The organism is Candidatus Leptofilum sp., from assembly GCF_965223285.1.
In the GTDB taxonomy this organism is placed as follows: domain Bacteria; phylum Chloroflexota; class Anaerolineae; order Promineifilales; family Promineifilaceae; genus Leptofilum.
Genome location: NZ_OZ244997.1, coordinates 2094735 through 2110841, shown reverse-complemented (window position 1 = coordinate 2110841; position 16107 = coordinate 2094735). Strand labels below are relative to the sequence as shown.

Below are 16107 nucleotides of genomic sequence, written 5' to 3'. Positions count from 1 at the left end.
TGCAACGGCCGTTACACAGGTAACGGCCGTTTTTTTATACTCCCAACTGGTACTTTTGGTCTACTTAAGGCACTTTGTAATGATATGTAACAGTTTTCGTAAGTGCCCCTGAATAAGGTATACCCTAAGCAGAGTTTTCTCTGAGACCTTTGTGTTAAGTAAAGGCCGAATGCGAGATAATACAATTGGTTTTTACATGCTTAAATTGGGGAAGTATCGTACTTTTTGGAGAGCCTATCATGAGTCGGGGAGCCTATAACTACTTTCGTACCCGTTTCGTCTTTATTCTAGCGATCCTGTTTGTAGCAGCAGCCGTTTTTGCGCTCTCTGGAGGAACGGCCGTTGCGGGACCCAAAATGACCGAGGCAGCCCAGCAAAAGCTGGACCCTGCCTTGCAAGCAATAATTGCGGAACAAACGGAACAAACAGTACCCATCATTGTGCAAAAAGCAGGGGATGGTGACCAGGCCGAGCAGCTTCTAACCCAACTCGGCGGCACCATCGTCCACACTCTGCCTATTATCAACGGCTTTGCGGCTGAAATCAGCAGCGAGGCGATTTTGCATTTAGCCAACTCGCAGACCATCGCCTATGTAAGTTTCGATGCTGTCGTGGAAACCAGCCAAACAAATACGGGTCTCAACCTTTTAGAGAACCCGGGCTTCGAGTCTGGGTTTGCTGGTTGGGATGCATATGGCAATGTAAGCATCACAGGTGATGCCTACGCGGGGGCCAATGCCCTGCAAACCAACGAAGGTGCCCATCAATACATTAACGTGACGCCCGGTGAGACAATTACCTACTCGCTGTGGGCCAAACGAGTGGGCAACCCCGGCTGGGCTGGTGTTGGCCTGGACTTTTACGATGTCAATGGTTATTACATCACGGCCAACATTGTAGAAATCACCGCTTCTGATTACCAGTATTACGTCAATGAATACCAAGTACCCTCCCAGGCAGCATATGTAAAGGCTCGCGTATGGACGGAAGGATTCGATGGGTCCATTATTATTGATGAGGTTTCATTAGTAGTTTCTATTGAGGATAGCAACATTGCCGATGGGACTTCAACTGGAGCGACTTCGCCAAACGATACCAATCTTTTAAACAATGGTGGCTTTGAAGATGATTTCCAAAGTTGGCACACCTATGGGCTGGTTCGGTTAAATACATATAACTTCTACAATGGCCAAAAAGCTGCTCAATTATCTAGAGGCTATGCAACAGTGCAGCAATATTTGAATGCCACGCCAGAGCAAACGTACACACTCTCAGGTTGGTACAGAATGTATTCAAATATCAATTGGGCACAGGTAAGTATTGGATTTTATGATGCTAATTATAATTTCCTCTCATTAATGTATGCTGATCTTGAGTATGCTTCTGAGTATGCTGTGCTAAATGTTAGCGGCAAAGCTCCCCCTGAAGCAGTGTATTTTGATATCTGGATTGGCAAAGATGGGGATGGCAAGCTCTATCTAGATGATCTGGTATTGGAGCAGGGCGATACGGTTGAAGCTGATGCTGTCAATATGCTTGATAACGGCAGCTTCAACAATGGCGAAAATTATTGGGGCGTTTGGGGTTCAGGTAACAATATTGTTGTTGTAAATGATTCACCGGTTGATGAAACCAGTTTGAAAATTAATGGAAACTGGGAAGGTGCTGGCATCTGGCAAGAGTTGTTAGGCGAGTCAAACATGGAATATACGTACACGGGGTATCTGAAGCAAACGAGTGCTTATCAATTCAGCTCCGGTGGCTATACTTTTGCCAATAATGGCCAGGCAATGGTGTCATTGAAGTATCTTGATGAAGACAAAAATGTTATCTCGGAAACTTACCATGAAATTGAGCTCACTAACAGTTGGTCCCCCTTTCAGGTGTCTAATATTGCGCCACTAAATACGGCCTATGTGAATGCCGTTGCCTGGATAAAAGGATGTAGCGATTGTGTGCTTTACGTAGATGATCTGATGTTAACGGCCGTAACCCCCCAGGCCCAGCCCAACGATTATTTGCAGGTAACAGGTGTCGATCAATTGCACGATATGGGCATTGATGGCACTGGCGTCACCGTCGCCGTGCTCGATTCAGGTGTCAATACATATGCGTTGCGCAAAGCAACCAAAGCACTCTTCAATGTTAGCCTGGATACAGCAGGCGATGGTAACGGGCACGGCACCTACATGGCTGGCCTGATTGCCGGCGGTGCCACGGATGCCTATGGCAACCCTGTTTCTGTGGCACCTGGGGCCGAGATAATCAGCGTGCAGGTTTTGGATCAGCACGGCAAGGGGAACACTTCTAACGTCCTGGCTGGTCTCGACTGGATTCTAAATAACAAAGATCAATACAATATTCGGATTGTAAACATGTCGCTATCTGGCAGTGTGACCGATGCATACTGGAACAATCCAATTAACCAGGCTGTTGAGCAGCTGTGGGCTCAAGGTGTCGTTGTGGTTGCGGCTGCTGGCAACACAGGCCCGGATGCTGGTTCAATTACCACGCCCGGCAATGATCCCTTTATCATTACGGTGGGTGCTTTTACGGATAATTATTCTCCCTTGTACCTTAATGATGACTACGTGCCGCCGTTCAGTGCTTCTGGGCCATCTGAGACGGGCTTTATTAAGCCAGACGTGCTGGCCCCCGGAGCGCACTTGCTGATGTACGTGGGTGATAATAGTGATTATGCTCAGACTTACCCGCAGCTGCGCCGCTCGGGTGGCTGGTATCAAGGCTCGGGCACGTCGGCGGCAACGGCCGTTACCTCCGGTATTGTGGCTCTGATGCTGGATGCCAACCCAAACCTGACGCCTAACCAGGTAAAATATCGCCTGATGGTCACGGCTCGGCCGTCTGTGAATAATGATGGCACGCTGGCTGCTAGCATCTTCCAGCAAGGCGCGGGCCGCGTTTGGGCACCTGATGCCGTCTTGGGCAACTACGACGGCGAAGCCAACGTGGGCATGGTCCCCGGTGAGGCATACGTGGGTCCAGTTGTTTACGACGAAGCGCGGGGCGGCTATGCCATTGTGGATGCCAACCGGAACCTGCTGCCAGAGGGCGAAGATTTCTTCTGGGACGGCGGTAATTACTGGGCTGGTGGTAACTTCTGGGCAGGCGGTAATTACTGGGCTGGTGGCAACTATTGGGCCGGTGGTAACTATTGGGCTGGTGGCAACTACTGGGCTGGTACCTACTTTGAAAATGCCAGCTATTACTGGAATACGTCCACTTATGCTCAAGAAAACACGGCTGTAGGTCAGTACCAAGCTGGCTTCTTATCTGCACAGCCATAATACTTTTGCGAAATTGTGCGGCTCATCTGAGATAGGGTGAGCCGCATATTTGTCACAATGCTGCTTGAACTTACGGGGGATGCGGGAGCCAATCCAAAGCCTCCAAAACGCCGGCCCCATCAGTTACTTTTTGCTGACGGGCCGAACATGGAAATGAATCTGATGAATTCAATGGTTAACCATCTTTTTCCACATGGACTTGAGTCTACTGCCCAACGGCAGCTCAACCGCATGCCTGAGCCGATGCGCCCTTTGCTTGTGGCTGCTGCCGTGGCAGGCTCGGTTGTTGATTCAGCACTTTTGGGCCAGCTAATTGCCCGGCAGAATTACCCGTTCTCGCTGGATGAGTGGCTGATTCATTCTGTTTCTGCCGCAATTCTACAAATTGATAAGGACCAAAATCGTTTTGCAGAAGAATCGTTGCGGCAAATGTTGGTAGATGCGCTGACCAGGGACGAGAAGATTTCTTGGCATCAACAAATCGTGACTGCTTTAGAAACCTTGCATAAGCACAATCCAGCACGCTCTGCTGCCCTGGCGTATCATTGGCAACAAATAGGGAATGCTGAAAAAGAAAAACAGTATGCCCGATTAGCTGCGGAGCATGCCTGCCAACAATACGATTATGATACGGCCGTTACCTACCTCAATCGTGCCTTAAACCTCACCTCTGCCGATGATTTACCTGGGCAATATAACCTGCTGCTGGTGCGCGAATATGTCTATCATCTCCAAGGAAATCGGGATGCCCAAAAAAATGATTTGACTCGGCTTGCTGAAATCGCCGACTTGCTCTCGACTGGGGATGAGCAGGAATGGCGCACAGAGGTCGCTTTAAGGTTAGGCAAGTTTGCCGAGGTCACGGGTGAATATTCCGCAGCGATTGTAGCGGCGACAGAAGCCCTGCGGCTGGCACAAACAACCAGGGTGCCCACTCACGAGGCGACGAGCTATTTGGTTTGGGGGCAAGCGTTGCTGCGGCAAGGGAAGTATGAAGAAGCGCAGGAGAAGTTACAGCTCAGTCAGCTGCACGCCCAGAACCATCACATACCGCAGGTAGCTGCTGACAGTTTGCGTTGCTTGGGGGTGCAGGCGACTGATTTGGGCGAGTTCAACGTGGCCAAGCAATATTATGAAGAAGCCCTGCTCCTGTATCATAAACTGCATGATAAGCGGGGAGAAAGCACAGTCCTAAATAACTTAAGCATTGTGGCTTACGCTCAAAATCAGCTTGTGGCCGCCTTAGATTATTGGGAGCAGGCTCGGTTAATACATCTATCCATAAAAGATAAAGAAGGGACCGCCCGCGTGCTTTCCAATCTAAGTTCCCTATGTATGGATTTGGGAGAGTATGAGAAGGGACGTGTTTACAGCCAAGATGCATTGACAATCTGTCGGGAGATAGATTTGCGCTTTGGTCAGGGGCTTAATCTTATAAATCTCAGCCTCTTTTCACATCATTTAGGTGACGAAAAACGGACTGATATTTATAGTCAAGCGGCACTCAAACTGGCTGAGGAAATGGAAAGTTTGCCGCTTATGGGCCTGGCTTTGAAAGATCGTGCCTATATTTTTGTGCAGCGAAAGCAAGGGGATGAAGCGGAACAGGCTTACCAACAGGCAAAGTCTGTGTGGCAACAACAATCTCAATCTTTGCAGCTTTTAGAAGTACAGGCAGGCTTGGCAAAGGCAGCGTTGCTACAAGAAGATTTAGAAAAAGCACGAGCCAATATTCAACCCGTGGTTACTCATTTGCAGTCGGGCAATACGTTGGCAGGGACATCACGGCCGTTTTACATTTACCTGGTTTGTTATGAACTGTTGGCCGCCGTTCAAGACCCGTACGCCCCTATTGTGTTAAAGCAAGCCTATGAAGAACTGTCTCGTTATGCTTATAAAATCACCGATGAGTTACGCCTTAAATCATTTTGGCAGAATGTAAAAGAACACCGCCAAATTCGTACGCTTTTTGGTCAATTAACTGATTAATATTGGCCTCAAGTACATTAGTCCTCCTGAGGATTGATGTAACAATTTTCGTAACCTGTCTTTTTTATTGTTGTAAGTAGCATAGGAAGAAAAAAAGATTTGAGCCAACTCTTAAAAGAAAGTTCGTAAGGTTGGGAATTTGAAATCGAAGTAACGTATAAATATCGGGGGAACCGATGAACACAGCAAGATTATTCCACCCAAACGGCCGTTCTGCGGTCATTTTAGCATTTCTTTTTGTTGCGCTGACGTTTACCGTAGCATCAGCAAACAATGTTGTTATAGAAGACGAATCGGTCGCTAGCTACATTGTCCAGGCAGCGAATCTTGAAACGGCCGTTACCGCCGTGCAGCAGGTTGGCGGCGAAATCACCCACGAATTGGAAATTATCAACGGTGTCGGTGCTAACCTCACATCAACCCAGGTAAAACTATTGGGAGACCATTCGGCGATTGTCAACCTTCAGGCAAATCACCAACTGCAAATGACGAGCCAGAACAGCCAAACGATTGAAGTGCGTATTAACAGCTCTACCGACGATGCTGAACAAACGACCGATGGCCATATATACCTCTACAGTTACGATCTTGAGCTTGCTGAGGAGAGTTATTATGATACCTATATAGTTGGGATGCGCTTCCAAAGCATACAAATTCCTCAAGGTGCTACGATTACCAATGCCACCATAGAATTTGAGACAGATGAAACGGGCCAATCTTCTACTTCACTGGTCATTCAAGCTGAGGCTGTTGATGATGCAGCCACGTTTACAACGGCCTCTTACAACATTAGCAATCGTCCACGAACGGCCGCATCCGTCAATTGGTCGAACATTGCCTCTTGGAACCAGATAAGCGAAAAACATCAAACGCCAGATATATCTTCCGTTATTCAAGAAGTTGTGTCTCGCAGCGGCTGGAACAGCGGCAATGATTTAGCCATTATCGTGACAGGCTCTGGCGTGCGGACAGCCGAGGCCTACGACGGCGAAAGCAGCAACGCGCCCTTACTCCGTGTTACCTACACGATGGATGAATCCCCTTCTGAGTTACCGCCAATTGAAGATACCCTACACTCGGCGCGAGACAGTTTTGCCAACAACGATTTCTCTGGCAATAGTGGTAACGTGGCTTGGCTTGGCAATTGGCAAGAGTATGATCCGGCGTCTTGGGGAGAGGGTCCTTCTGCGGGTGTTGTTCGCGTTAGCGACCAAAAAGCGAGCCTAAACGACTACCCCAACACGGGCCAGGAGCCTTATGTGGCGCGCCAAGTTGACCTTTCTCAGGCAACCTCGGCCACCTTCAGCTTCTTTTACAACACCTCGTCGGGCGTTGACTATAATGATGCCATTGCTATAGACGTTTCCGCCGACGGCACTAATTTCACCACTTTGGAAATCATTCAAAATATCAGCGGCAGTAAAGCGGGTTCAAGAAGCTACGATATTTCAGGTTATGCCTCGCCTCAAACAACGATCCGTTTTCGTGTGGACAGTTATTATGGGGGCAGCAACGAATATTTCTACATTGATGATGTCGAAGTTGCCTACATTATTGGCACCGATCCACAAGACGTTGTAGATGAAGGTAGCCAAGGGGCTGTGGTTGAATATACTCTCCGTGACGAGTTTAATGCCGTTTCTTATAGCGGCAATGATGGTACCGTCAACTGGAATGGGAATTGGGCAGAATCTAACGAGTTTGACGGCCCCTACCGTGGCGGAATGCGCGTGACATCATGGTGTAATCCTGGCTACTGTCTGGAAATGGGAGGCGACGAAGTTTACCTCTACAATCACAGCATTAAGCGTGCCGCTGATTTAAGCGGTGCAACATCCGCGACATTAACGTTAGGCTATCAACGAGACGGTTCTGAAGGAAGCATTCAATTAGAAATTAGCCCTGATGGCAATTCCTGGGTCACCTTAGCGACCTATAATTTGGGGCACTATGATAGTCAGCTATTAACCCACAGTTTTGACATCACGCCCTATGCCAGTGCCAACACCCAAATACGTTTCATCAGCTATGATGAAGAGGTTGAAGGATACCTAAATATAGATGATGTCACGATCAGCTATACCATAGCCGAAACGATACCAGATATTGCACATACAGAAATCATTCAAGCCGATGTGCTTCACCAGGCAGGCTACACGGGTAAAGGCGTCACGGTAGCGGTTGTGGATACCGGTTTTTTGGCGGATGATGCCTTAACTAGAAAAGGTGATGGTACCGAGCGGCAGATTGTGCAGTATGATGCCATCAATAATAATGAATACGGTGGTAATGGAGAGGCACTGTCTGACGATGATAGCGGGCACGGTAGCCATGTAACGAGCATCATTGCCAATAACAACTCCGACAGCGAAGGCGACAGTGCCGGTATCGCCCCGGATGTCGATTTGGTTTCCATTAAGGCCTTTGGGGCCAATGGTTCTGGTAGCTACCTGGATGTCATTCGTGGTTTGGATTGGGCCGTGGCCAATAAAGATATACACAATATTCGGGTTATTAACCTTTCTTTTAGTGCCCCGCCGCAATCTTATTACTGGGATGATCCGCTGAACCAGTCGGTGATGCGGGCCTGGCAGGAAGGTATTGTTGTTGTTGCTGCTGCCGGTAACGACGGGCCAGACGCCATGAGCATTGGCGTACCGGGCAATGTGCCGTACATCATTACGGTGGGTGCCGTGTCGGACAACTTCACGAAAGATGATTTCTCCGACGATTTCCTGGCCTCTTTCTCGTCCACAGGCCCGACAGTAGAGGGCTTTGTGAAGCCTGATGTGGTGGCTCCTGGCGGCCACATTGTGGCCCTCATGTCCAGGTTAGGCCAGCTGGGGATGCAGTTCCCGCAGTTCTTTGACCCAATAACAGATTACTTTGAGATGTCTGGTACGTCGCAGGCAACGGCCGTTGTCAGCGGTGTGGTGGCTCTGATGCTAGAGGCCGATCCGGCTTTGACGCCAGATGATGTGAAATGCCGCTTGATGATTACCGCTGCGCCGATGATGGATGCTGACGGCACGTTGAGCTATAGTCTGTTCCAACAAGGTGCTGGTTTAGTAAATGCCGAAGCCGCTAGCAACAGCACAGAAAGCGGCTGTGCCAATCAGGGGATGAATATTGCTACCGATTTGGATGGCAGCCAGCATTACCAGGGGCCAGCCGACTACGATGAATCAACGAGTACTTATAACTTGGTAGATGCCGACGGGAATTTCATCGGTGATGCCTATGCCTGGGACGGCACTTACACGGGAACTGAGGGCAACTTCTGGGCCGGTGGTAACTTTTGGGCAGGCGGCAACTTCTGGGCAGGCGGTAACTTTTGGGCAGGTGGCAACTTCTGGGCCGGTGGTAATTTTTGGGCTGGCGGTAACTTCTGGGCTGGTGGCAACTTCTGGGCCGGTAGCTTTGACTCAGACACCAATGTCGATCTAAATTCAGCCATGTCGATTAACAATTGGGTGCCGCAGGAATAGTGGAATTAATAATAAGTTGCCTGACTTCAATCGAATGAGGTTGGGCAACTTGCATTTCCTGGCGATAGGCGTCACTTTGTTCTTCTCTGTAGGACTTTAGGGCCAATGTAACAATTTCCGTAACCTGTTATTTTTATTTTAGTAAGTAGCATAGGAAGTCAAAAGAGTTTGAGCCAACTCTTGGAAGATAAATAAATAGTTTGAGTCCATGTCCGAAATGGCAGTACCCGTTGGACATCGGGGGAATCAATGAACCAAAAGACTGTATTTCCGACAATCGGCCGTTTTGCGGCCATTTTTATATTCTTCGCGGCGGTGTTGGCCTTTGTGGCAGCACCTGTGGGTGGTACGGCCGTTCCTCAAGGTGAAACTGCAAATAACAATATCGATGCAGCCTTGCAGAGCCTTTTGACACAGGATGCCCCGGAACGTGTTCAGGTGATCGTCCAAAAAGATGGCGCGGGAACAGGGGTGGAAACGGCCGTTGCCCAACACGGCGGGACCATTACCAAAGAGCTGCCCATCATCAATGGCTTTGCTGCTGAACTAGCAACTGATGCCATCCAACTGGTCGCTTCCGAACCGGGCGTCAAGCAGATTTCCCTGGATGCAACCGTACAAAGTTCTACGGGCAGCAGCAACCTGTTAAATAACCCCGGCTTTGAGGATAACTTCTCTTACTGGTGGAATTCCAGCAGCATGTCCATAAGTTGGGACGAGAATTCTGGCAGTAAAGCCGCGCGGATCGGCCAAGGCTCTGGCGGTGGAAGCCAAATGATTGCGGGTGCCCCCGGGCAAACCTATACGGTCAGTGGCTGGTTCAAGACGTCTGGGTGGTCTAGTTGGGCTGGCTTTGGTCTTGACTTTTTAGATAGCAATTACAATGAAATCGGCGAGCTGGTGCGCACCGTAGGCAATACAACTGATTATTCTTTGTTTTCCGTCTCCGGGGTTGCCCCGGCAAATACTGCTTACGTATCTTTGTGGGTATGGAAAAATGGCAACAGCGGCTATTTATATGCCGACGATTTTAGTGTCACAACCGTCCAGGCGTTAGAAAATCTCAGTTTTGAAGCAGGCCTGGACCAATGGGCTGCTCAAGGTGATGTTGCGATAGATTCTGAGGCATATGCTGGTGCCAACGCTGTTCGTATTGGCAAAGAGAATGGCAGCGTTGAACATAGTTCATTGCTAAGCGTTTTGCCTGGTGAAACCCTTACCTTCGGCGGCTGGTTCAAAATACAAGCCAATCCAGAATGGGCTGGCTTTGGCATTGATTTTCTGGACGGTAACTTAAATGAGGTCGGCGATGTCATCCGTACGGTGTCTAATCATGGGAACTACCAAAACCTGGTCGTATCGGGAGTGGCCCCGCCAAACAGTGCCTTCGCGCGTATTTGGGTTAGCAAAAATGGACAGAAAGGGTACCTCTTTGCCGATGCTCTGACAATCACAGGAGACACCATTTTACAAAACCCTGGTTTTGAGGCTGGTCTGTCTGGTTGGGGAACAGGCGGAACTGGATCAGCCACAGTCGTTTCCGATGCCGTTGTGGGATCTAACGCTGTTGAGCTAGGGCCTTACACTGGGCTCGGCCAGGCTGATGCCATCCTTGCTAATGGAGGGGATACGGTTTCCTTCAGCGGCTATTTTAAACTTAGCGATAGCAGCCAGTGGGCCAGCATGGGGCTAGATTTTCTAGATGAATATGGAAATGAAATAGGCGAAGCTGTACGCTTGCTGTCCAATATTACCGCCTACGAATATCTTCTGGTAACAGGCACAGCACCTGCAGGTACTACAAGCGTACGGCCGTGGCTGTACAAAGATGGTCCTAACGGAACGCTACGGGCTGATGAACTGCTCATGACAGTTGATATGCCCACGCCAGAAATTAACGACTATCTGCAAATTATTGGTGCCGATCAGGTGCAAGATCAAGGCGTTGATGGGTCCGGCGTCACCGTCGCCATTATAGATACTGGGGTAGACATCGATCCACTGGGGCGCGGCCTCCTGGCTGAATACAGTGCCATCGGTGGCTCAAATGAAGATCTGCACGGGCACGGCACTTTTATGGCTGGTATTGTGGCTAGCCATGCCAGCGATGGTGAGGGCGGCACGGTCAGCGTGGCTCCTGGAGCCAATCTGGTAAGCGTGCGGGTTCTGGATGATGAAGGAAAAGGCAGCTACTCTGAGGTCATCGACGGTCTAAACTGGATATTAACCCATCATGAAACGCACAATATTCGCGTCGTCAGTATGTCACTATCCGGCCCAGTCACTGGTCCGTATTGGGAAAATCCGCTGAACCAGGCGGTAGAAGCCCTATGGGATGCTGGCATTGTGGTGGTGGCCGCAGCCGGAAACACGGGTCCAGAGGCGGGTTCTATTACCACGCCCGGCAATGATCCTTTTGTCATCACCGTGGGTGCCTTCACCGACAACTATACGCCAGACAACCGCGACGATGATTACATTCCATCATTTAGCGCGGCTGGGCCAACGGAAGCTGGTTTTATTAAGCCAGACGTTATGGCACCTGGGGCTCATATTTTGATGTATATTGATGCGGCCAGCAGTTGGGCAATGAATCATCCACATCAGAGTCGTCTCAATGGGCTGTATCAGAGTGCCGGGACTTCGGCGGCAACGGCCGTTACTTCTGGTGTCATCGCGCTCATGCTGGACGAGAACCCGAACCTCACCCCGGATGAAGTTAAGCATCGCCTGATGGTTACCGCCCGACCGGCATTAGAGGCAGATGGTGAAACATTAGCCTACAGCCTGTTCCAGCAGGGTGCAGGGCAAATTGTGGCCACGGAGGCTGTTTTTGGTAACTATCCTGGCGCAGCCAACGGCGACATGGTTCCTGGCAGCGATTACGTCGGGCCAGTCATTTATGATGACGCCAATGGCGTGTATCGTCTCGTTGACCAAAATCGCGATCCGCTTCCCTTTGAAGACAACTACCTGTGGGATGGTGGCAATTTCTGGGCGGGTGGCAATTTCTGGGCTGGCGGTAACTTCTGGGCAGGCGGCAACTTCTGGGCAGGCGGCAACTTCTGGGCAGGCGGCAATTACTGGGCTGGTGGCAATTTCTGGGCAGGCGGCAACTTCTGGGCAGGTGGTAATTTCTGGGCTGGCACCTACTTTGAAAATAGTGATTTTTACTGGAACAGCAATAACTACTGGGATGATGGGCATTACTGGGACGAAAGCCATTATTGGAATGGCTTTGCCGAAGAACAGCCCTAGCTCTCAGATAGAGATAGGTTCAAGCGTTAGGCTTGGACCTATCTGGTAACGCTGCAAAGTAGCAGGTTCATAAATAATAGTGCGCTTTAATCACTTCTTTGAAAAAGTGTTATAGGAAGAAAAGCCAATTAAAAGTGTCTAAAAAGCGAACTTCTTAGACACTAGGGGTGCCAATGAAGACAAAACAGTTATTCCACATAGCAGGTCGCTTAACGGCCGTTCTCCTCCTTATCTCTTTGCTGTTGGCTGGCATTGGCAATGCTCAGGCAGAACCAACAGGTAGCTATATTGTGCAAGCAACTGATATGGCAACGGCCGTAACGGCCGTAGAAGCCGTCGGCGGCACAGTGACCCATGAACTGACCATTATCAATGCCGTCGGTGTGCGGCTCACCGATTCACAACAGATGGCTTTGCAGATGAACGAGAGGGTAACGGCCGTTTATCCAGATAGCTCCGTAACCGTAAGTGACAGTGACAATGGCCTCACGGTGAGAGACGACTTTTCCGTGCAGACCTACAACAACAACGATGGCAGCGTCAACTGGGTCAGCGACTGGGAAGAAATTGGGGAAAGCGATCAGGCGGAATCAGGCGATGTAAGAATCACCACAAGCGGTGCGCTTTTGCTAAAAGATGATAACAAAGGCATTGAGCGTATGGTTAATCTTTCGCTGGCCGAGACAGCAGTTTTGAGCTTGGCGTACAAACGTATTAACTTCGACGATTCGGCAGATTTTGTAGCCATCGAGCTGTCCACGGACGAGGGCAATTCTTGGGAAGAATTGAGCCGTATTGCCGGGCCAGATAACGATAGCCAATGGCAGATGCTAACACTCGATTTTTCTACCAATAATGCTGACAATGTCATTATTCGGCTGTCAACCTCCCCTTCTTTGGGGAATAGAGACAAATTGAAAGTTGATTTCCTTGAGATTACCTATTCACCAGCAGAAACGATTCAAACTGCGCGCAGCGATACCAACTGGACTGCAAGTTTAGCCCCTGGCAGCTTTGATGAGGTGACGCCTAGCATGGCAGTAGGTAGCGATCAGCTTCAAATGGCGGGTGTTACCGGTGATGATGTAACAATTGCCTTTTTAGATACGGGCATCGATCTTTATATGCCTTCACTTAAATATGATTCAAATTGGCAAGAGCGGATTGTCGCTTATTACGATGCGATTGAAGGTGAACTGAGAGAAGAACACTGGTTTACTGGTGATGAAAGTGGTCATGGCTCGCACATTGCGGGTACAGCTGTGGGTGCAGACAAATTCTTTGATACTTTTTTTGGTGGCATTGCACCAGATGCCAACGTAGTCGCAGTAAAAGCGTTTGGTGCAGACGGTGACGGAAGCTATCTGAATGTAATTCGCGGTCTTGATTGGATTGTGGCCAACAAAGATAGGTACAACATCCGCGTTTTAAATCTCTCTTTTAGCGCAACACCCCAATCCTTTTACTGGGATGATCCCCTCAATCAAGCGGTTATGCGCGCCTGGCAAGCGGGAATCGTTGTGGTGGCTGCCGCCGGTAATACCGGCCCAGAGCCAATGTCTATCGGTGTACCAGGAAACGTACCCTATATCATCACGGTTGGCGCAACATCAGATAATTTTACTTTTGCCAATCGCTCAGATGATTTTCTGGCTTCGTTTTCATCGGTTGGACCCACAGTAGAGGGTTTTGTAAAGCCAGAAGTGGTTGCTCCCGGCGGACATATTAAGGCAGTGATGCCTCTGTTCTCGCAGCTTGCAGCGAAGTATCCCAGCTTTCATGATGGCCTGACGTATTTCACCATGTCCGGTACGTCGCAAGCAGCGGCTGTTACTAGCGGTGTCGTTGCCTTGATGCTGCAAGAAAATCCTGATCTTACCCCGGATGATGTCAAGTGTCGCCTAATGCACTCGGCGCAAACGGCCGTTACCGACAGCGGAGAACTTGCGTACAGTGTCTTCCAGCAGGGGGCGGGGCAGGTGAATGCCTATGCGGCCGTTCACAGCACTGAAAATGGCTGCGCCAACCTGGGTTTGGACATCGCTGCCGACTTGGACGGCACAGCCCACTTTGGCGGTCCCGCCAACATGGATGCCGACGGAAACTATTACATTATGGATGTTGATGGTTACGCCTGGACAGGTGGCTATATGTGGGCAACTGGCTATATGTGGGCCACGGGTTACATGTGGGCGACTGGCTATATGTGGGCCACTGCCGATTTATGGACAGATGGTTATATGTGGGCGACCAGCTTTGACTGGGAAAACCCGGCTTGGAGTACATCAACCAGCAGCATCAATACCTGGGTTGAAGATGATCCATATCGACCCTAAGTGACGTGAAGATTCCAGTACACACATGAGTAGGCAAAGCGAATCTGGCTACATATTGACGTTCAAGTTCCCCTGTAAATTATTTCCAAGTCCCTATGCACGTTCAACGCATGGGGGCTTTTGTCATGAGTGGTACAGATGCGTGATTGCTATTGCGTATGACTTTATTTATGATCAACTTACAGCAGTAATTGGATACAAAACAGACTGCAAAACTGAGAATTAACTGTTGAGGCGCATCATGATTTTAGCCAAGCCAAAACAATGGGATTCATATTATTTAACGATTGTTAGCGTCGCGGGCTTGAGCATTGTGTTCTTTGGTTTAATTCAGTTTCCTCTTTATGAGCAACCATTGAATTTGCTCCTGCTCATTTTACTTGCTGCTGTTGCCGAGATTGCTGCAACCTTCATGACGGTAGGCGATGAACAAATAGCGTTTGAAGTGGGCACCGCGATTGGCTTAGGCGCAGTGCCATTTTATGGTCCATTGGCCGCTTCAATCGTCGTCACATCTTCAGGGCTAGCCTTTTGGCTATACAAAAACAAGAATAAACCAGCCAGCGAGCGCAGTTGGACACAACTTACTTTTAACATAGGTATGCATAGCATCGCCATCTTAATCGCTGGGAATATTTTTCTGGCGATTGAAGGTATAAATAACCTCTCGATTTTTCGCAGTAGTCTGGCTTGGCTTTGTGCGGCCGTTGCCTATGACCAAATCAACTTTTGGCTGCTGGTGATTATGCTGCGTATGATTCACGGTGCTAAGTTCCAACCAAAATCTTTTTGGCTGGAAAATCGCTGGGCGATGGTCGTGAACCTTTCCGTTTTAATCATCGGTGGCGTTTTGTTGGCCTCAGCCATCTCACGTTTTCAGAGCATTGGTATCATTATCTTTTTCTTCCCGATTTTGCTTTCTTCTTTGTCGTTTCGGCTCTATGTTCGCAAGATTCAAACGTACATGGAGAATTTGGAAGGTATGGTGGCGGAACGCACCCAAGAGCTATCTGAAGTGATGCGCGAAAAAGATGCTTTTTTGGCGGTACTTACCCACGACATGAAAACGCCACTGACCACCATTGGCCTTTATGCCGAAATGCTTATAAAGTGGCCAGATATTGCGACAAAGAAGCCCCATATTTCCCAAATAATTCGCAACAACCAACAAGCCTTAACTGAGATTGTTAACAACATCCTCGACCTGGAAAATTTACAGGTAGGCGGTACGCTTAAGCTGGAATTTGAACCATTCAATCTGATCAATTCTCTTCAATATCTGCTGGAATCTATCTCTGTGCAGGCGGAGAAAAAAGAGATTACGCTGGGTCATCACTTTGGGGCTGCGTCCATTATGCTGTCGGGCGACGAGGAGCAGCTAAAGCGCGTTTTCCAAAATTTACTCTCCAACGCGATTAAATATACGCCAGAGGGGGGGCAAGTTTGCCTGGAGGCGGCCGTGGATGAGAAGCAGGTGATGGTACACGTGCGCGACACGGGCTATGGCATTCCAACTGAAGAAATCCCCTACATTTTTGACCGCTTCCGTCGTGTGGAAAAGCATGAAAAGAAGGCAGTTGGCACTGGTTTGGGCTTGGCGATTGTGAAAGCCATTGTGGAAGCGCATGATGGCCAAATCACCGTTACCAGTGAGGAAGAGAAAGGTTCCCAATTCACCGTAACGTTACCTCTTTAGTCGCCAGCCGTTTTCAACGTACCGGTTTGGAG

General features: G+C 49.2%; 6 protein-coding genes. All 6 read left to right on the top strand.

Annotation, left to right across the window (positions count from 1 at the left end; translation table 11 throughout):
• Positions 1-239 precede the first annotated feature (239 nt).
• Positions 240-3308, top strand: a complete 3069-nt coding sequence (locus ACOQPU_RS09745) for a S8 family serine peptidase (RefSeq protein WP_420644920.1) — start codon at positions 240-242, stop codon at positions 3306-3308.
• A 162-nt stretch (positions 3309-3470) separates the two neighbouring features.
• Positions 3471-5297 (top strand): tetratricopeptide repeat protein, encoded by a 1827-nt coding sequence (locus ACOQPU_RS09740; protein WP_420644919.1) that lies wholly within the window; start codon positions 3471-3473, stop codon positions 5295-5297.
• A 176-nt stretch (positions 5298-5473) separates the two neighbouring features.
• Positions 5474-8785: a S8 family serine peptidase gene (locus ACOQPU_RS09735; protein WP_420644918.1), complete on the top strand. Its 3312-nt coding sequence runs from the start codon at positions 5474-5476 to the stop codon at positions 8783-8785.
• Positions 8786-9034: 249 nt separating this feature from the next.
• A complete protein-coding gene (locus ACOQPU_RS09730; RefSeq protein ID WP_420644917.1) occupies positions 9035-12043 on the top strand; it encodes a S8 family peptidase in 3009 nt (1002 codons plus the stop codon).
• Between the two features lie 173 nt (positions 12044-12216).
• On the top strand, positions 12217-14379 hold the full coding sequence (locus tag ACOQPU_RS09725) for a S8 family peptidase (RefSeq protein ID WP_420644916.1): 2163 nt from the start codon (positions 12217-12219) through the stop codon (positions 14377-14379).
• A gap of 241 nt (positions 14380-14620) precedes the next feature.
• Positions 14621-16075, top strand: a complete 1455-nt coding sequence (locus tag ACOQPU_RS09720; protein WP_420644915.1) for a sensor histidine kinase — start codon at positions 14621-14623, stop codon at positions 16073-16075.
• Positions 16076-16107 lie beyond the last annotated feature (32 nt).

What these genes read in the sequence shown, in the direction of transcription:
- ACOQPU_RS09745 (WP_420644920.1), top strand. Translation starts at nt 240, where the DNA reads ATGAGTCGGGGAGCCTATAACTACTTTCGTACCCGTTTCGTCTTTATT.
- ACOQPU_RS09740 (WP_420644919.1), top strand. Translation starts at nt 3,471, where the DNA reads ATGAATTCAATGGTTAACCATCTTTTTCCACATGGACTTGAGTCTACT.
- ACOQPU_RS09735 (WP_420644918.1), top strand. Translation starts at nt 5,474, where the DNA reads ATGAACACAGCAAGATTATTCCACCCAAACGGCCGTTCTGCGGTCATT.
- ACOQPU_RS09730 (WP_420644917.1), top strand. Translation starts at nt 9,035, where the DNA reads ATGAACCAAAAGACTGTATTTCCGACAATCGGCCGTTTTGCGGCCATT.
- ACOQPU_RS09725 (WP_420644916.1), top strand. Translation starts at nt 12,217, where the DNA reads ATGAAGACAAAACAGTTATTCCACATAGCAGGTCGCTTAACGGCCGTT.
- ACOQPU_RS09720 (WP_420644915.1), top strand. Translation starts at nt 14,621, where the DNA reads ATGATTTTAGCCAAGCCAAAACAATGGGATTCATATTATTTAACGATT.